The sequence below is a fragment of the Hymenobacter lucidus genome (genome assembly GCF_020447265.1).
Classification (GTDB): domain Bacteria; phylum Bacteroidota; class Bacteroidia; order Cytophagales; family Hymenobacteraceae; genus Hymenobacter; species Hymenobacter lucidus.
On sequence record NZ_JAJADR010000001.1, the window covers coordinates 1,279,144 to 1,303,284 of the forward strand.

At 60.3% G+C, this 24,141-nt stretch carries 22 protein-coding genes; 16 read left to right on the plus strand and 6 right to left on the minus strand.

What is annotated here, in order from left to right:
• The first annotated feature begins 21 nt into the window (after positions 1-21).
• The 8 genes from LGH74_RS05490 (at position 22) to LGH74_RS05525 (ending at position 7,293) form a co-directional block, all read left to right on the plus strand.
• Entirely contained in the window at positions 22-534 is a 513-nt protein-coding gene (locus tag LGH74_RS05490; RefSeq protein ID WP_226173192.1) for a DUF4240 domain-containing protein, read from the plus strand.
• Between the two features lie 144 nt (positions 535-678).
• A complete protein-coding gene (locus tag LGH74_RS05495; protein ID WP_226173194.1) occupies positions 679-918 on the plus strand; it encodes a hypothetical protein in 240 nt (79 codons plus the stop codon).
• 431 nt (positions 919-1,349) lie between these two features.
• Positions 1,350-1,988, plus strand: a complete 639-nt coding sequence (locus LGH74_RS05500; protein WP_226173197.1) for a helix-turn-helix domain-containing protein — start codon at positions 1,350-1,352, stop codon at positions 1,986-1,988.
• An 84-nt stretch (positions 1,989-2,072) separates the two neighbouring features.
• A complete protein-coding gene (locus LGH74_RS05505) occupies positions 2,073-2,723 on the plus strand; it encodes an HPP family protein (protein ID WP_226173200.1) in 651 nt (216 codons plus the stop codon).
• 265 nt (positions 2,724-2,988) lie between these two features.
• Positions 2,989-3,534 carry a helix-turn-helix transcriptional regulator gene (locus tag LGH74_RS05510; protein ID WP_226173202.1) on the plus strand — a complete coding sequence of 182 codons (546 nt, stop codon included), beginning with the start codon at positions 2,989-2,991 and terminating at the stop codon, positions 3,532-3,534.
• Positions 3,535-3,752: 218 nt separating this feature from the next.
• Positions 3,753-4,325 (plus strand): DUF1572 domain-containing protein, encoded by a 573-nt coding sequence (locus LGH74_RS05515; protein WP_226173764.1) that lies wholly within the window; start codon positions 3,753-3,755, stop codon positions 4,323-4,325.
• A 132-nt stretch (positions 4,326-4,457) separates the two neighbouring features.
• A complete protein-coding gene (gene poxB / locus LGH74_RS05520) occupies positions 4,458-6,185 on the plus strand; it encodes a ubiquinone-dependent pyruvate dehydrogenase (protein ID WP_226173210.1) in 1,728 nt (575 codons plus the stop codon).
• A 232-nt stretch (positions 6,186-6,417) separates the two neighbouring features.
• A complete protein-coding gene (locus LGH74_RS05525; protein ID WP_226173211.1) occupies positions 6,418-7,293 on the plus strand; it encodes a transglutaminase-like domain-containing protein in 876 nt (291 codons plus the stop codon).
• A 146-nt stretch (positions 7,294-7,439) separates the two neighbouring features.
• Here the strand turns inward: LGH74_RS05525 and LGH74_RS05530 are convergent, their stop codons facing one another.
• Positions 7,440-8,051, minus strand: coding sequence for a redoxin domain-containing protein (locus tag LGH74_RS05530; protein WP_226173212.1), 612 nt, complete (start codon positions 8,049-8,051; stop codon positions 7,440-7,442).
• 15 nt (positions 8,052-8,066) lie between these two features.
• Positions 8,067-8,735, minus strand: a complete 669-nt coding sequence (locus LGH74_RS05535; RefSeq protein WP_226173213.1) for a 4'-phosphopantetheinyl transferase superfamily protein — start codon at positions 8,733-8,735, stop codon at positions 8,067-8,069.
• Between the two features lie 311 nt (positions 8,736-9,046).
• Between LGH74_RS05535 and LGH74_RS05540 the strand changes: the two genes are divergently transcribed.
• The 7 genes from LGH74_RS05540 to LGH74_RS05570 all read left to right on the plus strand — a co-directional run bounded on the left by LGH74_RS05540 (position 9,047) and on the right by LGH74_RS05570 (position 17,980).
• Positions 9,047-9,991: a WD40 repeat domain-containing protein gene (locus tag LGH74_RS05540; RefSeq protein ID WP_226173214.1), complete on the plus strand. Its 945-nt coding sequence runs from the start codon at positions 9,047-9,049 to the stop codon at positions 9,989-9,991.
• A complete protein-coding gene (locus LGH74_RS05545) occupies positions 9,988-11,004 on the plus strand; it encodes a DivIVA domain-containing protein (protein WP_226173216.1) in 1,017 nt (338 codons plus the stop codon). The genes LGH74_RS05540 and LGH74_RS05545 overlap by 4 nt, the downstream gene beginning before the upstream one ends.
• 267 nt (positions 11,005-11,271) lie before the next feature.
• The gene (folB, locus tag LGH74_RS05550) at positions 11,272-11,643 is read left to right on the plus strand and encodes a dihydroneopterin aldolase (protein ID WP_226173217.1); all 372 of its coding nucleotides are present in this window, start codon (positions 11,272-11,274) and stop codon (positions 11,641-11,643) included.
• A 161-nt stretch (positions 11,644-11,804) separates the two neighbouring features.
• Positions 11,805-12,227 carry a BlaI/MecI/CopY family transcriptional regulator gene (locus LGH74_RS05555; protein ID WP_226173218.1) on the plus strand — a complete coding sequence of 141 codons (423 nt, stop codon included), beginning with the start codon at positions 11,805-11,807 and terminating at the stop codon, positions 12,225-12,227.
• Complete coding sequence (locus LGH74_RS05560) at positions 12,214-14,844, plus strand: M56 family metallopeptidase (RefSeq protein WP_226173219.1); 2,631 nt, start codon at positions 12,214-12,216, stop codon at positions 14,842-14,844. Before LGH74_RS05555 ends, LGH74_RS05560 begins: the two co-directional genes overlap by 14 nt.
• A gap of 165 nt (positions 14,845-15,009) precedes the next feature.
• On the plus strand, positions 15,010-17,538 hold the full coding sequence (locus tag LGH74_RS05565) for a DUF5916 domain-containing protein (protein WP_226173220.1): 2,529 nt from the start codon (positions 15,010-15,012) through the stop codon (positions 17,536-17,538).
• Positions 17,539-17,587: 49 nt separating this feature from the next.
• The gene (locus tag LGH74_RS05570) at positions 17,588-17,980 is read left to right on the plus strand and encodes a VOC family protein (RefSeq protein ID WP_226173221.1); all 393 of its coding nucleotides are present in this window, start codon (positions 17,588-17,590) and stop codon (positions 17,978-17,980) included.
• Positions 17,981-18,071: 91 nt separating this feature from the next.
• Here LGH74_RS05570 and LGH74_RS05575 read toward each other — a convergent pair whose 3' ends face one another.
• The 3 genes from LGH74_RS05575 to meaB all read right to left on the minus strand — a co-directional run bounded on the left by LGH74_RS05575 (position 18,072) and on the right by meaB (position 21,190).
• Positions 18,072-19,109: a hypothetical protein gene (locus LGH74_RS05575; RefSeq protein WP_226173222.1), complete on the minus strand. Its 1,038-nt coding sequence runs from the start codon at positions 19,107-19,109 to the stop codon at positions 18,072-18,074.
• 105 nt (positions 19,110-19,214) lie between these two features.
• Positions 19,215-19,889 carry a glycosyl hydrolase 108 family protein gene (locus LGH74_RS05580; protein ID WP_226173223.1) on the minus strand — a complete coding sequence of 225 codons (675 nt, stop codon included), beginning with the start codon at positions 19,887-19,889 and terminating at the stop codon, positions 19,215-19,217.
• Between the two features lie 323 nt (positions 19,890-20,212).
• Positions 20,213-21,190, minus strand: coding sequence for a methylmalonyl Co-A mutase-associated GTPase MeaB (gene meaB, locus LGH74_RS05585; protein WP_226173225.1), 978 nt, complete (start codon positions 21,188-21,190; stop codon positions 20,213-20,215).
• Between the two features lie 145 nt (positions 21,191-21,335).
• Here meaB and LGH74_RS05590 point away from each other — a divergent pair, with 145 nt between their 5' ends.
• Positions 21,336-22,721: a DUF5723 family protein gene (locus tag LGH74_RS05590; protein ID WP_226173227.1), complete on the plus strand. Its 1,386-nt coding sequence runs from the start codon at positions 21,336-21,338 to the stop codon at positions 22,719-22,721.
• A gap of 285 nt (positions 22,722-23,006) precedes the next feature.
• Here the strand turns inward: LGH74_RS05590 and LGH74_RS05595 are convergent, their stop codons facing one another.
• Positions 23,007-24,110 (minus strand): YncE family protein, encoded by a 1,104-nt coding sequence (locus LGH74_RS05595; RefSeq protein ID WP_226173229.1) that lies wholly within the window; start codon positions 24,108-24,110, stop codon positions 23,007-23,009.
• Positions 24,111-24,141 lie beyond the last annotated feature (31 nt).

Below are 24,141 nucleotides of genomic sequence, written 5' to 3' on the forward strand. Positions count from 1 at the left end.
TCATTTATTGCTTGCAGTAAGATGGAAATACAGCAGTTTTGGCAACTAATTGAGGCTGCCAAGAAAAAAAGCGGGGGAGATATAGAAGAGCAAGCGGAGCTTCTGACTGAAAAGCTGGCTACTCTTTCAATGGATGAAATCCTGGAATTCGACCGGATTTTCACGCAGCTTCTTCATGCTGCTTACCAGTCTAAACTTTGGGCAGCCGCTTACCTGATTCTGGGCGGCTGCTCCGATGATGGGTTTGAATACTTCCGGGCCTGGTTAATTGCCCGAGGTCAGAAAGTATATGAAACGGCGGTAGCAGATGCTGACGGCCTGGCTAAGCTCATCAAGCAGGATGATGCCGAAGAAGCGGAGGCGGAGTCGATGCTGTATGTAGCTAGTACTGCCTATGAGCAAAAGACTGGTAAGGATGATTTCCACGAACTGGCGCCTCTGCCACCTTCACTACCAACGCTTGATTTAAGCTGGTCTGATGACGAAAAGTTACTCTCCGAGCTCCTGCCGAAGCTGTTTAAGAAATTCGGCTGAGTATAGAACCCAGTAAACTGACAACCATCCTTTGCAGTCGCTCAGCTATGCCGAGTGACACTGACGCTTGCCCGATCTTTGCCCATACGGCGCGGGACCCTCACGGCACAGCCGTTCCTGTAGTGTGCAATCGAATAGCTAACGATGTATAAAGATCTTAACAAACAGCAGCGTGCACTGCATGACTTGATGAGTGACATCTCGGAGGAAGCTTGGTGCGCAGGCTGGATGGAAGGTTTGGAGTACGCATTGTGGCACATCGTGCTCCACGGACCGGCGAAATATGGTTGGGACCTGATTGGTGAACAAACCATTCAGCAATTGCAGCACTTATCACAGCTGGCAGATGGCTGGATAGTGTTCGACGATGTCAAGCAGGAATAGCTGTTTCATTATCTGAATGGCAGCAGATGTTCGCATCCGCTAATCCTGATGAGTATCTCATGGTGTATAAGGAGTAATAAAACTCTCAGCTTCCTGGCCGCCTACGCCCCGCTGGGGCTTTAGCCGCCAAAAATGCACCGCTGGATAACAAGGCCGCTTAGTCTGTCTTACCTTCTCCTAATTCCCGGCCCGCCGCAACGCCTGTTGCGGCGGGCCGCTTTGGTTTCCAGTGGTTTCTACCTGACTTTGTCGGCAGCCCGCGCCCGATTACGGGTGTGGTAGATGACCCTCCTGATTTTTTCTATATCGTCTACCGACTCTGGTAGACGACTCTGTGTATCTTTCTAAGGTCGTCTACTAGGTTGGTAGGCGACCATCTGATTGTTTACAGGGTCGTCTACCAGGCGTCCCGTTATAGCTAGTTTCGTCCTATGCCTGCTGCCCCTACTGATTACCAACCGGCTAAATTCAGCATGACGGCCGCCGTGCGGGCCCATATGGGACTATCGACGCGGCAGATGGCCCGCTACCTGCAGGTATCTAAAGGATTTGTATCGCACATGGAAGCGGGGCGGCGGGGACCGTCGGCTACCCAAATGCCGCGGCTGCTGTGGCTGATTCAGCTGCTGCCCCCGCCACTGGGGCAGGGGCCGGCAGCAGTGCCCGGCCCAGCCTTGTTCGATCCGCTGGCCCCGCTGCCTCCGCCCGATGCCCAGCTCCCGGCGTGGCCCGAGCGGGCTCCCACAGCTAGTGCCGAGGCGGTGCGGCGCCGCCTGCGCGACTGTCAGCTGCTACTGCTGACGCAGGGCCTGGAACTGGCCCGGTTGCAGGGGCGGGCTGCCCAGCTGGCTCGCCGCCGCCGGGGGCTGGCCAAGCTCCAGGCCGCCGCAGCCCCTCCCGACCCGGCCGAGGCCGCCCACTATGCCCGGTGGCTGGCCGAATTGGCCGCCGATCTGGCCCTGGATGAGCCCAGTCCGGCTACTGCGGCGGCCTATCGGGTGCTACATGCCCGCGTGGCGGGGCTGCGGGCGGAGGTGGCCGCCCTGGCAGCCGGCAGCTCGGTAGCGTAGCGGCAGAGTTGGGATGACCTGCCAGCGGCTCCCTACCTTTGCCCGTGAAGAACAACCGTTGGCCCCAGCCAGCGCCGGAAGAGTATGCGAAGAAGATTGCGCCGCCACGCCCGTCGGGTACAGGTGATTGTATACGAAGAGACCCTGTTTGATTACAAAGAGCACATCTGGACGTTTCTGGGCTCCTTCGTTGGCATCAGCCTCATCGGGCTGCTGAATAGCTACGTGCTGGGGCGCACCGATACGCTGTGGATGATCGGCTCGTTTGGGGCCACGTCGGTGCTGCTCTACGGCCACATCAACTCACCGCTGGCCCAGCCGCGCAACCTCATTGGCGGGCATATGCTCGGGGCGCTGGTGGGCGTCACGATGCAGCGGCTGGCGGGGCAGGAGGTGTGGCTGGCCGCGGCGCTGGCTGTGTCGGTGAGCATTGTGGTGATGCAGATAACCAAAACCCTGCACCCGCCCGGCGGTGCCACCGCGCTGGTGGCTACCATCGGCTCGGCCCAGCTCAAGGCGCTGGGCTATTGGTATGTGCTCATGCCCGTGCTGACGGGCGTCATTATCCTGTTGCTGGTAGCGTTGGTGGTAAACAACATGACGGGCACGCGTAGCTACCCGCTCAACCGGCACTGGTACAAGATCTGGCGGCGGCGCTACGATAAAAAGGTGTTGGTCCGGCAGAGAAGTGCCCTACTGCGCGCCCCGGAAAAAGCGGCTTCCCCCGTAGCCTGAGCAGTGCCCAACCCACCCGCCGGGTGCCGCCGGGCTCCCGCCGCACCTACTGCTTGGATTCTGTAGTTTACGTTGAAAAACAGCCGATATCGGGCTTCTGCGTAGTGCATTACCCTGAATATAGTCTGCCAGCTTTATTTACTGGCGGGCAATGGCGAAATTTGTATTCGGGCCGGGCCCAACTATTTGGTTTGTTATAGAGCTGCCAACACTACGCATTCGGGGCATGAGGTTGCCCCATCTTCTTATCTATTCCAGGTATGTTATGGCAATTTCCCCACCCGCAGAGCCGGTCGTAATCCGGGTACGCACCTATTTTGGCTTGTCGCAGCAGGAGCTGGCGCGTTTTCTGGGCGTCTCGCGCGCCTTGGTGGCCCTGGTCGAAACCGGCCGCCGCACTCTGCCTGCCGAGGCTGCAACCCGCCTGGCAATTCTTGATTCCGGCATAAGTGAGGAAGCTGCAACACCCGTGGAAGTCAGCAGAAGCGCGCTGGCCACTTGGGAGCCGCTGCAGCTGCACCAGCGCAAGTGCCTGCGCCAGGCCAGCGGCCTGCGCCAAGAGCTGCTCCAGCTGCAAACCCAGGCCGCCCAGTATCAGCGACGGCTACAGGCACTGCCGCTGCTGAGCCAGGCCCTGGGCCAGTTTCCGGCCGATGCTGAGCTGCAGGCCTGGCTCGAGCAGCTGGCCACCGAAGCCCGCTACGGCTTGTTCGACTGCGGCACGGCGGCTCAAACTTTGCTCACGGTGCGCATTACGGCGCTGGAGTTTGAGGCGGCCGAAGCCTACCGGCAGCTCGGCCTAGCCAGCTGAGCGGCTGTTGAGTGAACGATGTAGAGACGCATAGTTGCGTCTCGTCGTTGAACGATTGTCGGTTGGGCTTGAAGCAACGTCAGCAACGATTGAGACGCAACTATGCGTTTCTACAGAGGACAATTCAGCGCCCGATTCCGACCAAACCAGTATACTTGGATCAGCGCCGGGCGGCGAAGCAGCCAACGGCTATTGGTACCTCAACAACGGAAGAAACCATGAGCGACGAGTATCTGGAAAGCGTCCGGAAGCAGTTTGCCTACTACAAGCTGCTCGGCGACAAAACCTTTGCCCAGCTTTCCGAGGAAGAGCTGTTCTGGCAGTACAATCCCGACAGCAACAGCATTGCCATTATCGTGAAGCACCTGTGGGGCAACATGCTCTCCCGCTGGACCGACTTCCTGACCACCGACGGCGAGAAGGAGTGGCGCCACCGCGAAGCCGAATTCGACAACGACCTCCCGACCAAAGCCGACCTGCTGGCCCGCTGGGAAGAGGGGTGGAGCTGCCTGTTCGCCGCCCTCGATTCGGTAACGGCCGATACCTGGCACACCACCATCTACATCCGCAATCAGGGCCACTCGGTGCTGGAAGCCATCAACCGGCAGCTGGCCCACTACCCCTACCACGTCGGCCAAATCGTGTTTATCGGCAAAATGTTGCGGGGCACGGAGTGGCAGTCCCTCTCAATTCCGCGGGGGGCTTCGCAGAGCTATAACGCCGAAAAGTTTGCCCAGCCCCCGCGCAAAACCCACTTCACCGACGAATACTTAGGAGGGAAGCCGGAGTAGCGAATAGAACGACTCTGCGTCTTCTGTGAAACGCACTGCGCCCTCTGCGGGAACCTGGTATGGGCTGCCCGCCGAAAATCCGCCCCAAGCGCCCCATTCGCCGTATAGCCCCCGGACCTCAACCCGAAGACTATGGTGAAGAAAACCGTCTCTGAAATTATCGTTGATACCCTGATAGCAGCCGGCGTAACGCGCGTGTACGGTGTGGTGGGCGACTCGCTCAACGGCATTACCGACGTTATCCGGGCCCGGGAAGGCATCGAGTGGATTCATGTGCGCAACGAGGAAGCCGGCGCGTTTGCGGCCGGGGCCGAGGCCCACGTGACGGGCTCGTTGGCGGTGTGCGCCGGCTCCTGTGGCCCCGGCAATACCCATCTGCTTAACGGCCTCTACGACTGCCACCGTAGCCGCGTGCCTGTGCTGGCCATTGCCGCCCAGATTCCGAGCGTGGAAATTGGGAGCCAGTACTTCCAGGAAACCCACCCCGAAAATACCTTCAAGGAGTGCAGCGCCTACTGTGAGCTCATCGGCCACCCCGACCAAGCCGTGCGCAGCACCGAAATTGCCATCCAGACGGCCCTGATGCAGCGCGGCGTGGCGGTGCTGGTAGTGCCCGGCGACATCAGCCATCAGTCGGCCGAGGCACCCGCGCCCCGGCTACCAGTGCTGCGCAGCAAGGCCACGCTGGTGCCCGCCATCGAGGATTTGCGCGCCGCCGCCGACCTGCTCAACACCAGCGACAAAGTAACCATCATGGCCGGCGCGGGCTGCGCCGAGGCCCACGCCGAGCTGCTGCAAGTAGCCGAAATGCTGGGTGCTCCTGTCGTGCACGCGCTGCGGGGCAAAGAATACGTGGAGCCTAATAACCCCTACGACGTGGGCATGAGCGGCCTGCTGGGCTTCACCTCGGGCTACGAGGCCCTGATGGCCGCCGATGCCCTGCTCATGCTCGGCACCGATTTTCCCTACGTCCAGTTCCTGCCCCAGGAAGCCCGCACCGTGCAGGTCGATATTCGTGGCGAGCATATCGGCCGCCGGGCCCGGGTAGAAGTGGGCTTGGTAGGTGATGTAGCGGCAACAATTCAAGCCCTACTGCCACTGCTGAACCACAAATCGGACCGCGCCCACTTGGCCACAGCTCTCGACAACTACCGCGAAGCCCGCCAGGACCTCGACGAGTTGGCCACGGGTGAGGCCGGCGACACGAGTATGCACCCGCAGTACGTAGCCCGGCTGCTGAACGAACAGGCCGCCGAAGACGCCATTTTCACCTGCGACGTGGGCACACCCACTATCTGGGCGGCGCGCTATCTGCAGTTCAATGGTAAGCGGCGGCTCATCGGCTCCTTCACTCACGGCAGCATGGCCAATGCCATGCCCCAGGCGCTGGGTGCGCAGCTGGCCTTTCCCGGTCGGCAGGTCATTGCCCTGGCCGGCGACGGAGGCTTTGCCATGCTCATGGGCGAGCTACTGACGCTGAAACAGCTGAAAGCGCCGGTAAAAGTGGTTGTCTTCAACAACAACAGCCTGGCTTTCGTGGAGCTGGAAATGAAGGCCTCGGGCATTCTGCACTACGGCACCGACCTTGAAAACCCCAACTTCGCGGCCCTGGCCGAAGCGGCCGGTATACGGGGCATCCGCGTCTCGGACCCCGCCGACCTGCCCGCCGCCATTGCCGCAATGCTGGCCCATCCCGGCCCGGTGATTCTGGATGCCGTGGTGAAGCGCACCGAGCTTTCCATGCCGCCCACCATTGAGAAGGAGCAGGTGTTGGGCTTCAGCCTGTACACGCTGAAAGCCATTATGAGCGGCCGGGGCGACGAGGTGCTGGAGCTGGCCAAAACCAACCTGCTGCGGTAATTCTGATCGGTTGGCCACAACCAGTGCCCGAAAAACAGTCGTACTGGCCCTGAGGTACTTCGCGGCGCGGGCTACGGCTACTCTTGCTACCTTCCGGCCAAATTGAACAATATACCCCGGCCCGGATGTTGATTCTGGGCAACTGGCCGCAGCAAACCGCGTCGGTTGCTTTTATTTGCCCTTCCCCCGCATTTCGGCGGCGCTTTTGCTAAGCCCGCCCGCTATCCGCTCCATGACCAACAAAGAAATAAAGGCGTTAATATCCCTGCTGGACGATCCGGAAATTGCCCCGCAGATTCAGGACCGTATCCAGACCTTGGGCGAGAGTATCATTCCGTTTTTGGAAGAGTCGTGGGAGGAAACCCTCGACCCGCAGCAGCAGCAGCGCCTTGAGGATCTGATTCACAACCTGCAGTTCGACGGCCTGCAGCAGCGCCTGCGCGTGTGGCGCGACTCGGGCGGCGAAAACCTGCTCGAAGGCATGTGGCTGCTCAATTCCTACCAATACCCGGACGCCGACTTACAGGCCCTGAACCGCGCCATCGAGCAGCTGCGCTTCGAGGTCTGGACGCTGCTGCGCCCCGATATGCACCCCGCCGACCAGATTCAGGCGCTGAACTACGTGTTTTTCCGCACGCATAAGTTTGCCGCCAACACCCAGAATTTCCACTCGCCGGCCAACTCCATGCTGCACCTGGTGCTGGAAACCCGCCGGGGCAATCCGCTTACGCTCTGCGTCATCTATCTGCTGGTGGCCCGCCGCCTCGATTTGCCCATCTACGGCGTGAATCTGCCCAACCTCTTCGTGCTGACCTACCGGCCCGAAGACCGTACGGTGCCCGCGTTTTACATCAACTGCTTCAACCGGGGCCTGATTTTGTCGCGCACCGACATTGAGCACTATATCGGGCAGCTGAACCTGACGGCCAACGACATCTTCTTCGAGCCCTGTTCCCACCTCGACATCGTGCGCCGCGCCCTGCGCAACCTGATGATGAGCTTCGAGAAACTGCAGGAGCCCGCCAAAGCCGCTGAAGTCAGCAAACTGCTCAACATCTTGCTCGATGAAAGCGGCGAAGTAACCGATTCGGCCACGGAAGAGGAGTAGATAACCCGTGTCATTGCGAGCTTGCGAAGCTACCTTAACTGAAAAGCCCTTTCCCGTACGCAACGGGAAAGGGCTTTCTACTTTAGAGCGTTTGTCACTAGTAGAGGACGGATTACTTCGTTCCTGGCCAGGCCAAAACCAGCTAGTTACGGCTTCTTGATCAGGCAGCCGGCGGCGCGCTTATCGGTGATGCCGATGGGGCGGCCGGCCAGAATATTGTCGAGAGCCTGGGCCAGGTACTTCTCTTTCGCGTAGGCTTCAACCTGGGCATTATCGTCGATAGCACCTTTGTAGCGCACCACGAAGCCCGTGCCGGCGGGTTGTAGTACTACCACTTCCGGCGTTTTGGTAGCGCCCAGCAGGCCGCTTACTTTCTGGCTGTCATCAGTGAGGTAGGGGTAATCGTCGGCACCGGTGGTTTTCATCTTCAGCTTCTCGGCGTCGGCCGCATCGGCCGTGGCTTCCAGGTTGATGGGCGTATTGATGAACAGAAACTGCACGCCCCGGCCGCTGTAGGCGGTATTCAGGGCGTTGAGGCGGTTTTGATAGAGCTTGGAAAAGGCGCAGTTGGGGTTCACAAATACTACCACCACGGCCTTGTTCTTGGCGTAGCTGCTCAGCGTCACGGTGGCGTTGGTGGGGCTCGTTAGGCTAAAGTCGCTGACGGTGCGGCTATCCTGGGCCCGGGCCACGCCGACGGCCAGCACGGAAAAAACAATGGCAACGGCGGCAATAAGCGAGATTCGGCGAAAGGTCATACGCTGGGGCAAGGGTCAGAAGGAGAGGGGAACGGCGTCCTCCACGCAGTAGGTGAGGACGTAGTCAGGGGTGAGGCGCTGGTAGTGAATCTGGTGTTGGCTGCGGGAGTTTTCTAGCAGCAGGTGCCCCGTCAATACACCTGCCTCCCGCAGCTCAAACGGGTTGAGCCGAATTTGCTCTTTGAACACCAGGCCCCGGCGACTATGCAGCTTATAGAGCGTCTCTTTGGCACTCCAATAGAGACTGTGTTTGGCTACATCGTTGCCGGTGTTGGCTAGCTCGTCTTTCGATAAAAACCTAGTAGCCAACAATTGCGCTTTGGTGCGTACCATTTCAATATCTGTGCCAACGCGCCCCTGTGTAGCCACAATTCCGGCCACCCACTGGCCCGAGTGCGACAAAGAAACCGCGTAAGCCGGCAGCTGCTCGAAGAAAGGGCGGCCGTTTTCGTCGTTGCGCAGCACGGCTTTAGCCTTCGGACTTACCTCCGCCAGCAGCGTGTGGGCCAGCACCCGGCCCGCCAGCCACTGCAGGTTGCGGTTTTCGTCGCGGGTGGCGGGCAGCAGTTGACTATACAGTTCGGCCTGCGGCACCTGGCGCAGCAGCTCGGCGGGCGGCTCCGTGAGGTGCCACAAGCCCAGCCGGGCGTGTTCGGAAAGCAACGTGACGGAGTGGAGCGGCATATACTAAAGATACGGGGTAGCCGTAACGGCAGATTTTCAGGATAAGCGCAATAACGTTATTGACCCAGAACGCCATGTCGAGCCTTTGCGCAACATCTCGCGGGCAATGGTAATTAACGTCGTTGGAACGAAGTGGTAGAGCTGCTTCGGCTTAACGGACGCAGATCAAGCCTGACAGTTACTTTGGCAACCTCAGCACGCGAGGTGCTTCGCTTTGCTCAGCATGACGTTCTGGGCTGCTGACATTCTTTTGGAAAAGCGTCTGCTCGCCAAAACTGGCGTATTTTTGCCCTAAATCCTAACCCATTACCATGCCGCTGCTTTATCGTCCGGAGGTTCAAAAGCTTGCCACGCTCAGCGGCCACCACGACTGCGTGTACGCCCTGGCCGGCCTGCCCGACGAGCCAACCGTCTATTCGGCCGGCTCCGATGGATTTGTGGTGGCCTGGAACACCGACGAGCCCGCACGGGATGGGGAGTTGGTGGCCCGAGTCGAAAACTCGGTGTATGCCCTGCGCTACCTGCCCGGCCGGAATCTGCTGCTGATTGGCCACAACTTTCAGGGGTTGCAGGTTATCGATTTGACGGCCAAGAAGCTGGTGCACGCCACCGCATTGCCGCCGGTAGCCATCTTCGATATTGCGTATTCTGAGGTGCAGCAGCGCATTTACGTGGCAATGGGCGACGGTACGCTGGCCGTGCTCCACAGCCACGATTTCCAGCTGCTGCAGCTGCTGCGCCTCTCCGAAAAAAGCCTGCGCTGCCTGAGCCTGCACGAGGAGCGCCGGGAGCTGGCCGTGGGCAGCAGTGATACGCTGATTCGGGTGCTGGATGCGGCCACGCTGGCGGTGAAATACACCCTGGAGGGCTCTACCAACTCGGTGTTTACGGCCGCCTACTCGCCCGATGGCCGCTGGCTGCTCACGGCCGGCCGCGACGCCCACCTGCGCATCTGGGACGCGGCCAACGACTACCGGGAGCACCAGAGCATTGTGGCCCACCTGTTTGCCATCAACAGCCTTGCGTACAGCGCCGACGGGCAGTTTTTTGCCACCTGCAGCATGGATAAATCCATCAAGCTTTGGGAGGCGGAAAGCTTTCGGCTGCTGCGCGTGCTGGACAAGGCGCGGCACGCCGGCCACGGCACTTCGGTAAACAAGTTATTTTGGTCAGGACCACGGAATCGGCTAGTTTCGTGTAGCGACGACCGAAGTCTTGCCGTGTGGGAGCTGCACGTCGCCCCCAATGCCTTATGAAAATTACCGCCCTCGATATCCGGCAGAAGACCTTTGAAAAAGCTTTTCGGGGCCTCAACAAAGAAGAAGTAGAAGCATTTCTGGTGACCCTCTCGCAGCAGTGGGAACGGATGGGCGACGAAAGCCGCGAGCTGCGCCTCAAGCTGGAGCACGCCACCCAGGAAGTAAGCAAGATGCGGGAAGTGGAAACGTCGCTCTACCGCACCCTGAAAACGGCCGAAGACACCGGCAACAGCATTACCGAGCAGGCCCAGCGCGACGCCGAGCTGCGCGTGCGCGAGGCTCAGCTCAAGGCCGAGCAGCTGCTGGCCGATGCCCGCCAGAAAGCCCGCCAAGTGGTAGACGACGCCTACAAGCAGGCCGAGAAAACCGTGGCCGAAATGAAAACCGAAGTAAACGGCCTCGGCCAGGAGTGCCAGCGCCTCGAAAACCAACTCGAAGGCCTCGTACGCGACTTGCAGCGCCTGGCCAACGACACCCTCGACAAGGTGGAAAAAGTAAAGGCCTTGCCCAAAACCTCAGCAGCAGCCATCCTTTCGCGGGCGGCAAGCGTAAAGGTGAGCAGACCTGATTCCTCACCTGAAACCGATACCGCCATGTACGTAGGCTCTGCTTCCACTTCTTCCGTAGCCGCCGTAGCGGGGGCCACCGCTGCCACCGTAGGCGGTAGTGCTTTTGCGGCACCTGCTGCGCGCCCCATTGGTCCGCAGCCGGGCAGCTACAACCCCAAGCCGGGCCAGCAGCCCGACCCCGGTGCCCCGGCCCAAACGCCTGGCCCCGATATCGAGCCCAACCGCCTGCCCAACGAAAACCCCGGCCACGTCGATCCGTCGCGTATCTACAACCCCGAGCCGGCCCGCGTGCCCGAGCCCGACGCGCCCCGCATCGAGCCTACCGCCCCCGATATTCAGCCCATCGGGCCCGGCCATCCCGAAATTGCGCCGCCTTCCACCAACCCACACCCTGGAATGACGGCCGCCCCGGCTGAAAAGTCGTTTTTCGACGAAATCTAGACCACAGATTCGCTACGCCGAACTCCGTTTTTAGCGGATTTTTCGGATTAGCCGGATTTTGTAGCCGATTACCAGCAAAGCCTGCCTTTCGGGGTGGCTTTGCTTTTTTATGTAACTCAGCGGAGCCTGTAGCAGGCCGGCCAGCCGTTTCAGCCCGGCTTTAAATAGGTATACTTGCCGGCAGTAAGTGAGGCTGGTAAATAGCCTCCTCAATGGTACCCGGCAGAACGGCAGATTCACAATTTCACCATCTCACAATTTCACCACATGGGCCAGGTTGCACTCGAAGGAATGGAGTTTTTTGCGTTTCACGGCTATTTCGACGAGGAGCAGAAAATCGGGAATAAGTATAGCATAGACCTGTATGTGGAAACCGACCTGCACGATGCCGCCTCCTCTGACAACCTGGACGAGACGGTGAACTACGTGGTGCTCTACCGCATAGTGGCCGACGAAATGAAGATTCAGGCGCGGCTGCTGGAACACGTCGGCCACCGCATCCTCGACGGGGTGATGCAGGCGTTTCCGCAGGTGAAATCGGTGAAGGTGGCAGTATCGAAATACAACCCGCCGTTTGGCGGTATTTGCCACCGGTCGAAGGTGACGCTCAAGCGCAAGCGGGCCAAAGTGCAGCCGTAATCAGCTGGCTTTGTGTCTTTAGAAAACCCGGTTTACCAGCTGGGTTTTTTCTTTATTAGATGGTCGTACGAAATAAATCGTAGATAAAATTTGCTTCTACGATTGACTTCGTATATGTTTGATGTACGAAGTATTTCGTATCAAATCAGAAGCACCCCGTTATGAGTAAAGCACCTATTGCCAAACCCACCGAATCGGAACTCGAAATCCTGCAAGTGCTCTGGCAGCACGGCCCGACTACCGTCCGGTTCGTGAACGATGAGCTGAGCCAGAAGCGCGAAGTGGGCTACACCACCACGCTGAAACTGCTGCAGCTCATGCTCGACAAAGGCCTCGTGCTGCGCGACGACGACAGCCGCACCCACGTGTACCGCGCCGCCGTGCGCCAGGAAGAAACTCAGGGCATGCTGCTCGACCGGTTTGTGGAAGCGGCCTTTGGCGGCTCGGCCATGAAGCTGGTAATGCAGGCTCTCGGCAACCGCCGCACATCCAAAGAAGAGCTGCGCCAGATCCGGACGCTGCTCAACGAAATCGAAAACGACAAACCCGCAACTGAGAAAGGAGGCCCCGATGAGCTGGCTTGAGAATACCTTGTCGCCGGAGTTGATCCGGGCCGTGGGCTGGACTATCGTGCATTCGCTCTGGCAGGGCGCCGTGGTAGGCTTGGCGTTGGTGGGGCTGTTGCTGGTGCTGCGCTGGCACTCGGCTCAGGTGCGCTACAACGTGGCCGGCCTGGCCCTGGCAACGCTGCTGGGGCTCACGCTGGTCACGTTTGGGCGGCACTATGCCCTGGCCCTGGCCGACTTGGCACCCGTGGGGGCTACTACATCCAACGCTGCTACTGCCACCGCACAGGCTGGCTCGCTGAATTTCCTTCAATCTTCCGCTACCACGGCTGCTGTTGGTGAACAGCCGGCTTCCCTACTGGAAATCGGCCGGCTGTATTTCGATCAGCATTTGCCCCTGATTGTGGCGCTCTGGTTTCTGGGCTTGCTGGCCATGACGCTGCGCATGCTGGGCGGTCTGGCCTACGTGCAGCGTCTGCGCCACTACCGTGTCGAGCCCCTTTCGGAGCAGTGGAATGAGCGCCTGAAGGCCCTGGCCGACCGTGCCGGCCTGCAGCGCACCGTGACCCTGCTGGAGTCGGCGCTGGTGAAAGCGCCCTTGGTGGCCGGCCATCTGAAGCCCGTGATTCTGCTGCCGCTGGGCACGGTGCTGGGTTTGAGCCAAGCGCAGCTGGAAGCCATTCTGGCCCACGAGCTGGCTCACATTGCCCGCCGCGACTACCTAATGAACATTCTGCAGTCGGTGGCCGAAATCCTGTTTTTCTATCATCCGGCCGTGTGGTTTATTACGGCCTGCCTGCGTACCGAGCGCGAAAACTGCTGCGACGACGAAGCCACCGCTATTTGTGGCGACCCAATGACGCTGGCCAAAGCCCTGGCGGCGCTGGCTGAAATGGGCCAGGACGTGTACCCGGCGCCCCAATTAGCCCTCTCGGCCGTGGGCCCCGACGGCTCGCTGCTGGGCCGCATCCGGCGCTTGGTGCAGCGCCGCGCTGCGCCTACTTTCTCGGAAGGCTTCATGGCTGCGCTGGTCGTTATCGGTGGTATGGCTTTGATCGGGCTGACCACGGTGGTTTCGATGGCGGGCCCCAAGCCGTGGCCGGAGAAGGCCCGTTACTTCGTGGGCGCCGTATTCGGACCCGAGAAAAGCATCTGGGCTAATAGTTTGCCCTCATCTTTCCAGGTAGCTACGCCGCCCGCTGATGCTGCCACTTCGACTGCCGCGCTGATGGGCGACGATGATGATGACAAGAAGAAGCGCAAGAATAAATCGAAGGATAAGGACGACAAGCACACGGTTATCGTGCGCGATGCGCAGGGCGGCGAAACCCTGCGCCCGGGCCGCGACGGGGGCACCGTAGTAGTGAAGCGCGACAAGAAAGGCCGCGTGACGGAACTGTACGTTGATGGGCAGCGCATTGATATGGAGCAGCAGGCCAAAGCCAAGCCCAAGGGCAGCAGCACGGAGGTTATCCGGCTAGCCCCAAACAGTAGTGCCAAGCGCCGCTCCAGCTCCAACTCGAATTTTAACTTCGACTTTGATGGCCGCAACTACGGCATGTCGGCCCGCGACCAGGAAGAGCTGAACCGCTCGATGCGGCAGCTGCAGCTGGATCTGGACCGGAATCAGGAAGGAATTCAGCGGGCCAAGCGTGCCTACGTGTACAGCGGCGGCAATGGGGTGGAGGTGCGCACCAAGTCCGGCACCGTGCTCATCAACAGCGACAAAATCACCCAGAAAGCTCTGCTTAGTGCCGAACGCTCGTTGCGCGAAGCTGAGCGCACGGCTACCGACGAAGCCACCCGCGCCGAGATTCGCCAGGAACTGGAGCGCATTGAAGAACGCCGCGACGAACTGCACGACCGGCAAGAAGAAGCCCGCAACCGCAGCCTGGAAGCCAGCCAGGTCGAGCGGGAGCAGGCCCAGCTAGAGCGCGAACGGGCGCAGCTAGACCGGGAACGGGCTCAGATGGAGCGCGAAAAGGCCCGGGTTGAGCGCGAAAAAGTACGTGCCGAACGGGAAGAGCGCATCCGCAAAAACGAGGATGTCATCATCTCGGAGCTGCTAAAAGACAAGCTCATCAAGGACAAAAAATACTTCCAGCTGGTGCTGAGTGCCAACGAAATGGTGGTGGACGGGCAAAAGCAGCCGGCCGCCGTGGCCGCCAAATACCGTAAGCTGTATGAGGAAGGCTCGGGCCGCACGATAGGCGCCAACAGCTCAATGGTAATCAGCAACGCGGGCGGCAATACCAACCGCATTTACAACAGCCACAGCAACGACAGCGGCAATGAGCCCCTGCCGCCGCTGCCACCGGATGCCCCTGGTCCGCCCCGTGCCCCCCGGGCGCCCCGGGTACCTCGCGTCAGCAGCCTAGCCCCGTTGGCGCCGCTGCCGCCCACACCACCCAAGGCTCCGCGTAACGTGAAGGTGAACTCGGTGGCCTTGGGCGACCAGCTCCGCAAAGACGGCCTGATCGAGCCCAATGCCCGCTCGTACCAGCTGCAGCTTAATGCCTCGGGTATGATGGTGAACGGGCAGAAGCAGCCGGAAGAAACGGCAAAGCGCTACCGGGACCTGCTAGGTAAAAACGACGGCAAAAGCTTCAACATGAATGTTGTCGTCAACGAATAGCTACTGTGCTGAAAAAGGCCTGCCGCTGGCAGGCCTTTTTTTTGTGCGCTCCGGTCGGGGCTTTGAGCAACCATTAGGCATCGGCTATCATCTATTCACCTGCTTTCCCACTTACTTCTCCCTGCGCTTATGTTGGCACGTGTACTTCTCAGTTGTTTTTTAGGGTTGCTCACGTGCACCGCCGTTGCCCAGACCGAGGCACCCGATGCCAAGGTGCCGGCCCCCAAAAAGCAGCTGCAGGCCCAGCGCATCACCGAGGCCATTAAGCTCGACGGGCAACTCGACGAGGCCGCGTGGCAGCAGGCTGCCATTGCTACCGACTTCATTCAGAACCGGCCCAACCCCGGGCCACCCGAAAAGCACAAAACCGAGGTGCGCGTGCTCTACGACGATGCCAACCTCTACATCGGGGCCGTGATGCACGACGTATCGGCCGACTCGATTATGCGGGAGTTGACGCCGCGTGACGACTTTGGTAACACCGATTTCATTGGCATCTTTCTCGATACGTACCAGGACAAGCTCAACGGCTACGGCTTTTTCGTGACCACCGGCGGCGTGCAGATGGACTGCCGCTACTCGCCGGCCGGGGGTGAGGATTTCAACTGGAATGCCGTCTGGGACTCGCGCACCAGCGTGAAAGGCACCGACTGGTACGCCGAAATGCGGATTCCGTACTCGGCCATCCGCTTTAGCCAAACATCCGAGCAGGTGTGGGGCCTCAACTTTATGCGCCAGCGCAAGCGCGACAACCAAGCCTTTTTCTGGAATGAGGTGAAGCCTGCCGTGGATGGCTTCGTGAACCAGTGGGGCCGGCTCGAAGGCCTGCGCGACATCAAGCCGCCGCTGCGCCTCTCGCTCACGCCCTACATTTCGGGCTACATCAACCACAACCCCGTAGCCGAGGACGGCACGCGCCGGACCACCACGAGCTTCAACGGCGGGGCCGACGTGAAATGGGGTATCAACGAAAGCTTCACGCTGGACGCCACGCTGGTGCCCGACTTCGGACAGGTGCAGAGCGACAACCAGGTATTGAACCTGTCGCCTTTTGAGGTGCAGTTCAACGAGAACCGGCAGTTTTTCACCGAAGGCACCGAGCTGTTCAACAAGGGCAACCTGTTTTACTCACGGCGCGTGGGAGCCACGCCCATCGGCTTCTACAACGTGGAAGCCGGCGACAACGAGAAGATCCTCAAAAACCCGCAGGAAACCCGGCTGCTGAACGCTACGAAGGTGTCGGGGCGCACGAAAAACGGCCTGGGTATTGGTGTGTTCAATGCCGTGAGCAACGACGTGTACGCCACCATTCGCAATGAGGAAACCGGCCAGGAGCGCCAGGAACTGACCCAGCCCTTCAGCAACTACAACATTGCGGTGCTCGACCAGAGCCTGAAAAACAACTCTTACGTCTCGCTCATCAACACCAACGTGACGCGCTTCGGCCGCACCTACGACGCCAACGTAACGGGTGGCCTGTTCCGGTTTGCCAACAAGAAAAACTCCTACGCTGTGGATGGCCGGGTGGTGTACTCGCACCGCCGCGGCAACGTGTTTCATAAGCAGGAGCAGATTGATGACCAGGACGGCTTCAAGTACCAGGTGGGCGTGAGCAAAATCAGTGGCAACTTCACCTGGGGCATTAATCAGGGCATCGAGTCGGACTCCTACAACCCCAACGACCTGGGCATTCTGTTCGGCAACAACAATATTTCCCAAGGTATTTATGGCAACTACAACCGCTACAAGCCCTTCTGGAAGGTCAACAATCTGTACACCTACTTCGGCATCGACCAGTCGCTGCTCTATAAGCCCACGCTCTACCAGAAAACCAACCTCTACGGCGGGGCTAATACCACCTTTACCAAGAACTTCCTGACCATCGGGTTCAACTTCGACGTGAACCCGATAAACCGCGACTATTTTGAGCCCCGCACCAGTCCGCTGGGCAAGTACTACGTGCGGGTGCCCGCCAACGGCAACTTCGGCGCTTTCCTCTCCACCGACTACCGCAAAAAGCTGGCCCTCGACCTGAACGCCGGCATCCGGGAATACGCGAAGGAAGACCGGTTTGAGCGGCCTCGCCGGCTGGGCATCGGGTTTGGCGTGTCGCCGCGCTACCGCGTCAACAACAAGCTCAACTTCCGTTACACCCTCGACTGGAGCACCAACCGCAACCAGATTGGCTACGTGAATCCATCGAGCGGCGACAATGGCAGCCTGGCCGATAAATACCCCGAGGACGCGGCTATTCTGGACGAGTTTCCGAAGGCCGTGCTGCTGGGCCGCCGCCGCGTGGTTACGGTGTCCAACGTGCTGCAGGCCGCTTACACCTTCACCAACCGCATGTCGCTCACGGTGCGTACCCGCCACTACACCAGCACCGTGCGCTACCTCGACTTTGCCCGCCTGAGCCCCGCCGGCAATGAAACCCCGGTGGACTACACCCGCAACCGCGACAATACCTTCAACGCCTTTAACGTGGACGCGGTGTACTCGTGGTGGTTTGCGCCCGGCTCCCAGATCAGCGTGGTCTGGAAAAATGCTGGGGCCACGTTCCTGCAGGCCAATGAAGCCACGCCGCTGTATTTCGACAACCTGAACAACACCATCAATACGCCCCACAACAACTCGGTGTCGGTGAAAATCCTCTATTACCTCGATTACCTGGCCATCCGGCCCCGCCGGGCGTAGCCCGTGCAACACCCGGCGTAAGCAACGCACTGCTCACTTAATTTCAACCATGCATCTGGGTTCCATTGCCTTGCTGGTGCGCGACTACGACGAAGCTCTGGCGTATTACGTGGGTGTGCTGGGCTTCCATCTGCTGGAAGATACCGACCTGGGTCAGGATAAGCGCTGGGTGCGCGTGGCACCCGCTGCCGCTGCCGAAACCGGCCTGCTGCTGGCCCGGGCCGTAACGCTGGCTCAGCAAGCCGCCGTAGGCAACCAGAGTGGCGGCCGGGTATTCCTGTTTCTGCACACCGAGAGTTTCCAGGCTGATTATACCCGTCTCAAGGCCCGCGGCGTGCGGTTTCTGGAGGAGCCCCGGCGGGAAAGCTACGGCCACGTCGTCGTGTTTGCCGACCTCTACGGCAACCGGTGGGATTTGCTGGAACAGCCGCAGCCCTTATAAACTCAGCTGCCCGGCCCATGGGAAACCGAAATTCTGAGCCTGTAAGGGCTGCTGGACAAGGCACAAAGGCGGCCGGCGGGCGGATGGGCGGCTACGACGCGGAGAGCTGCGGGTTTGCCGTGTTCTTGCCCTTCTGACTTTTCTTGTGTTCATGCAGCAGCTGAATGACTTCGTGGGTAGGGTTGGAGCCCAGCCCGATAAGCAGCCCGGTAACGGCGATGCGCAACCCCGCACTGGCGGGCAGCGTCCCACCGGAACCGCCGTCATCCATGGCGTTGACGGCCGCAAACACGTCGAGATGAAAGATGGCGGCTAGTGCCAGTCCCAGCAGGGCCCCGATATACAGACTCAGCAGGCGCCGGCCCGGGTTGTCCTTGAACGTGGACAGGAAGTCCTGCAGGCCACTGATGGCCGTGTCGGCCAGGGCTACTCCCTCACGGAGTTGGGGAAGCTTGTCCTGGTACTTAGTAACCAGAAAATTTACGCTTTGCGCCGCCGAAGCGGCCAGCAGTTGCATGCGCTGGTTGGAAGGGCCGTGGGCGCGAATATCGTTGAAGCGCCGCTGCATGCTGTCGAGGTCTTTCTGGGCACTGGACAGATACACGGGAATAGCCTGCTCGGTACTCTGAGCCGTGGTCAGCGCCTGGCTCAGGTGCCCGTGGAAAGGCTTCAGCGCGTCGTTCAGCTCCAGCTCCAGGTCGTGTACCTGCCGGCTGATGGACGTCATGGGCCAGTAGGCCCCGATGCGCGAGCCCAAGGCATTCCACATGCCCTCAATAACCCGCTCGATGCCCACTGCTGCTGCCGTGATAAAGCCAACGGTGGTGGCTGCCTGGGTGACCTTGGTGGAGTATTCATATCCAATGACCAACGCCAGCGCCACGCAGATACTAAGGGGCCCCAGCCACTGCACCAGCGCGCCCGACAGCTCGTGGTGTTCGAAGTTAGGGCGCGTCGGGGCGGTCAGCCCGGATGGCGGCGGAAGCTGCAGCTCGGTTATGGACGTAACTGGCGGGACAGTAGCACAATTCGGAGGCAGGTTGGACGTTTCGGGCGTACCAGAGTTGCCGGGCGTATCGGGCGTAGCGGAAGTATCGGGTAGGCCGGGGGTGTCGAGCGAAGTTGTCATGTAGCGGGAAGGCAAAGAGTGAACCGGCAGATGATGTGGGGCAATTGAAGCTGCCCTGCCACCAGCATGTGGCGTCACCGGTGGCAGGACCTCTATCGTCGAGCGCTAGGCCACGAATGGCTCATGCGTGCGGTTCAGCCAGCCGGCCAGATACCTGTCGTACTTGTCGTGGTCGGGGGCAGCGCCCAGCTCCTGGCGAAAGAACTGGTGCCAGGATGCCAGGGGCTGCGCCTGCGCCTGAGCAGGCGTAAAGCTGGCCGCCAGGTAGTCGTAGTACGCGCGGCGCATGGCAATAAACTGCTCGTAAAAGGCCTTGGCATCAACGGCATTAAGCGCCGCCGCACCGGCCGGGCTGCTTAGCTCATCTACTGGCACCGGAGTGCCAAATGTATGTTGCAGCAGGTACTGCACCGTTTTAGCGGAGCGGGCCACGCCGCTGTTCACTCCAAAGTCGGCTACCTGGTTGGCAACAGACTGCGACTTTACCTGGTTAAGATTCAGGGAGTTCCAGTATTCGTCCTGGTAAAAATGCTCTACTGCCACACCGAGGTTGGTATCTGCTTTCAGCGCGGCACTCAGGCCGTCCCAGTGGGGGTCCGGCAAGGGGTGTTTGGCGTAATACTGGAGGCGCATGCTGTCTATGTTGGGCCAGCTGCTCCAAGTCGGGTTTTTCACGCGCGAAATGCCGCAGTAAGTTTCTTTCCCATTGTCATTGGGGTCGTTGCAATAGCCCCCTTCGTTTTGAAGCAGTACGGGGTAGTAGTGGGAGAAATCAGCCATAGGAAGGGGCGCGCAAGCGCAGAAAGTGAAGTGGTAACTGGCCCGGATAGAAAGGCCGGCCGCCAGCACCCTGCTGGTAGCGCAGTGGTTCTCGGGGCCGCTACAAAGGCACGCAATTCGGCCCACTTGATTCCGCGTAGAAATGCTGGTTTTGCAACTCAGGTAATTATACCTGCTCAGGGCGCGCAGGCTCGATCAGGCCGCCAGCTGGGGCTTCCAACGTGCTGGTATTGCCCTGCCGACAGCGGTGCCTGCTATACCGGGAGCGGCACTGCGCCTGCCCGTAACAAGCCGGCTCCGGCCCAGCCGGCTTGTTACGGGCGTTACAGGCCCAGCAGCTCGGCTGCCGCCCCAAACGCCGATTTACTGCCCTCAATAACCTGCTGCCGCAGGGCGGGCAACTGCTGCTGCACGCTGGCTTTGGCGTAGAACTGCTCTTCCAGGCCCTGGCGAATAGCCTCGTAGAGCCAGTGCAGATTTTGCTCCTGGCGGCGGCGCTGGAAGTAGCCGCTTTCCTGGGTTTGCCGCACGTACTGCTCCATCACCTGCCACACCTCGGCTACGCCCGCGCCCGTTACGGCCGAGCTAGTTGTTACTACCGGATTCCAGCCCGAGGGAGCCAGCGGAAACAGGTGCAGCGCGTTCTGGTACTCGCGGCGGGCCATTTTGGCGGCGGTTTCATTCGGACCATCAGCTTTGGTGATGGTCACCGCGTCGGCCATTTCCATAATGCCCTTCTTGATGCCCTGCAGCTCGTCGCCGGCCCCGGCCAGCATTAGCAACAGAAAGAAGTCAACCATACCGTGCACGGCAGTTTCGCTCTGGCCCACGCCCACGGTTTCGATGAAGATGACGTCGAAACCGGCTGCTTCACACAGAATCAGGGCCTCGCGGGTGCTGCGCGTAACGCCGCCCAGGCTGCGGCCCGCCGGGGAGGGTCGGATGTAGGCCTGCTCGTGGGCGGCCAGCAGGTTCATACGGGTTTTGTCGCCCAGAATACTGCCGCCGCTGCGCTGGCTGCTGGGGTCCACGGCCAGCACGGCCAAGCGCTTGCCCAGGTCGTTGGTCAGATGCAAGCCCAGAGCCTCGATAAACGTGCTTTTGCCCACGCCCGGCACGCCCGTAATGCCCACCCGCACCGAGCGGCCGGCGTGGGGCAACACCTGGTCGAGGACCTGCTGGGCTAGTTGCTGGTCGGAGGGCAGGGTGCTTTCCACGAGCGTAATGGCCTGGCTCAGGCGCACCCGGTTGCCACTGAGGATACCGTCGGAATAGTCGGAAGCGGAAAAGCGGCGGGCCATCGGTGTAGAATCAGAACATAACGGGAAAAAATGCCCGCTCGTAGAGTGTTGAAAGCGCAAACTACCGCTTAATAGTACATTTGACCAACTGCCCGCGCTTCGTTCTATCGTCTGCTACTACTTCTGCCCGCTTATGTCTGTTGTTTTGAAACGCGCCTTATTTGCCGCGCTACTGGCCGTACCCACACTGGGCCAGGCGCAAAATGAGCTGAGCAATTTCACCGCCACCGGCCGGGGCGGCGTGGCCACTACCTTCGCGGCCGACTATCAGGCCATCGGCATCAACCCCGCCAACCTGGGGCGGGTGGGCGGCGCCACCGTGGCCTTCACCATCGGTGAGTTTGGGGCCGGCATCAGCTCCCAGGCCCTCACGCGTACCCAGCTCCGCCGGTTTGTGTACCAGGCCGACGACCAGCTGACGACAGCCGATAAGCTGGAACTGGCCCGCGCTTTCACCTCGTCCAACGCTCTGAATCTGAACGTAGATGCTACCACCTTCGGGCTGTCGGTGGCCGTGCCAGGGCTGGGCACGGTGGCCGTCAGCAACCGGCAGCGTGTTGCCAGCCACGTGGGCCTCAGTCGGAATGCGGCCGAAATAGCCTTTTTGGGCAAGGATGCTCCCATTTTTCAGAATTACAACCCCCAGACTTCGCCCTTGGTTTCGGAAGCCCTCGACGGCACCGAGCTGCAAATGACTTGGCTCAACGAGTTCAATGTTGCCGCCGGCACCCGCCTGCTCGACCTGCCGCTGGTGCAGCTGTCGGCCGGCGTGGGCTACCGCTACATTCAGGGCGTGGGCATCGTCGATTTTCGGGTGAGTGGAGGCAAGGTAGAAGGCTACGGCGCGGTGTCGCCGTTGTTCGATATCGACTACGGCAGCTTGGCTACCAATCCCTCGTTCAACCTGCGCGAGCGGGCCAGCGGCCTACAGCCCGTGGGCACCGGCCACGGCTTCGACCTGGGACTGGCTCTGGCCGCCGGCAAAAAGCTGCGCCTGGGTTTGGCCCTCACCGACCTGGGCCATATGAGCTGGGAAGGTAACCTAGTGACGGCCAACGACCAGCGGCTCAAGCAGCTGCGCTCCAGCGGTATCGGCAGCTACGATTTCTATAAGGAAGCCGCCCAGCTGTTTGCGGCCGGCTCCGACAGCCTGTTTCAGTACCAGCCCAGCGCCGGGCGTCGGGCCACCCTGCCCACCAAGCTGCGGGCCGGGGCCGGGCTGCGCATCAGCGAGTATTTCGAAACCGGCCTCGACGTAACCTTGCCGCTTAACGAGGTAGCCGGCAACATCTCCGCGCCTTTCGTGGGCCTGGGCATCGATTTCAAGCCCGTGCGGTGGCTGCGGCTCAGCAGCGGCGTATCGGCCGGTGCCGGCTACAACGTGAGTGTGCCGCTGGGCGTTACGCTCACCACCGGTTTTTACGAAGCCGGCATCAGCACGCGGGATGCGGCGGGCTTGTTCTCCGAAAAGAACCCGTATCTATCGGTAGCGGCGGGGTTTCTGCGGTTTAAATTTGGCAAGGAGCAGTAGACGGTAGAATAATCAGAACGTCCTGTCGACCATTCTGCGCTTCAAGCAGAGAGGAAACATCTCGCGTGCATTGGTAACTCTTCTTATCTGTCATCCTTGATCTGGCGTACGCCCTTGCGCAGGGCTTTGCTCACCTGAGTGACAAGCTAGATTAAACGCACCAAAGCCCTTTACCACTGATGCGGTAAAGGGCTTTGGTACATTGGCAAGGGCTACAATGGGTGGAGAGGTAGGTCCTTCGCAAAAGCTCAGGATGACAGAATAAACAACATCCGTCGTTCTGATTTACCGCACGAAATTCGGCAGCCCCAGCTTACTGCGGCGGCCACCGAGCTTCAGGCCGTCGTCCACATAGCCACAGGCTTTACCGGCTGCGTTGGGGCCTTTGATGACGCCCAGAAACGGGTTATCCTCACGAGCCACGTATATTTTACCGTCGGGGCCCAGCTGCAGGGCGCCGATTTTGCGGTTGGCCGAGAGGCCCACTTTCACCGCGTTTTCCTTGCTTTTGGTTTTCAGATCGAATTGCCACACCTCGGCCTGCCCGCCGCCCTTGCCATTGCAGGTGCCGTAGAGCTTCGAGCCGTCGGGCGAAAACTCGACCCCGTAAGCTTCCTCATAGGTACCGAACTGGCGCGGGTTGCTCACTTTGCCAGTGGTATTGTCGAAGTCGAACACCTCAAACTTGTTGCTTTCCCGCCATAGGGCCGAGGCTATTTTAGTGCCATCGGGCGAAAACTTGAGGCAGCCAATGGCGTTGCGGCCGGGGCCCGTGTTCATGCTACCCACGTTGCTCAGAATCGGCTTGGTTTCCACGCCGTCGGGCGTCACGAGGTAGGTTACGAAGGCGTTGGAGTTCCAGCGGTGGCCCACCACCCAGATGTCGCGGCCGTTTTTGTGCTTCACGGCGGCCAGCTTTTCGGCTACGGGCGTGATGAGCAGCATATTGGCCCGGGGCACGTCGCCGAAGCCGCCTTCCCGGGTCATGTCCACCACCGAGTAGCGCATGCCGTTGCTGGTGCCCTGGGGCGCGGTGGTGAAGATGTAGAACACGTTGGCGCTACCGGGGTCGGCTACAATCAGGGCGCTCTGGGCACTCGACTTGCTGCCCATTAGGCCTTTGCCATTTAGCATGGGCTGGTGCTTGCGGTTGTACACGGTTTCGCCGTCAGTATAGAACAGCAGCTGGCCCTGGGCGTTGGTAGCCACCGACGAGCCTTCGTAGGTGCTCATCTTGCCGTCGAGGAGCGGGGTAGGGGCGGCAGTACCGTTGAAGCGCAGGCCGGCCTGGCCGCCAAAATACCAGATAGATTGTTCGCCCTGAGCCTGCACGGCCGCCGGGGCGGCCACTGCGGCGAGGAACAGCAGAAAAAAGGAAATGCGTTTCATATACTTGGGGCTCTACGCAAACCGGTAGTGT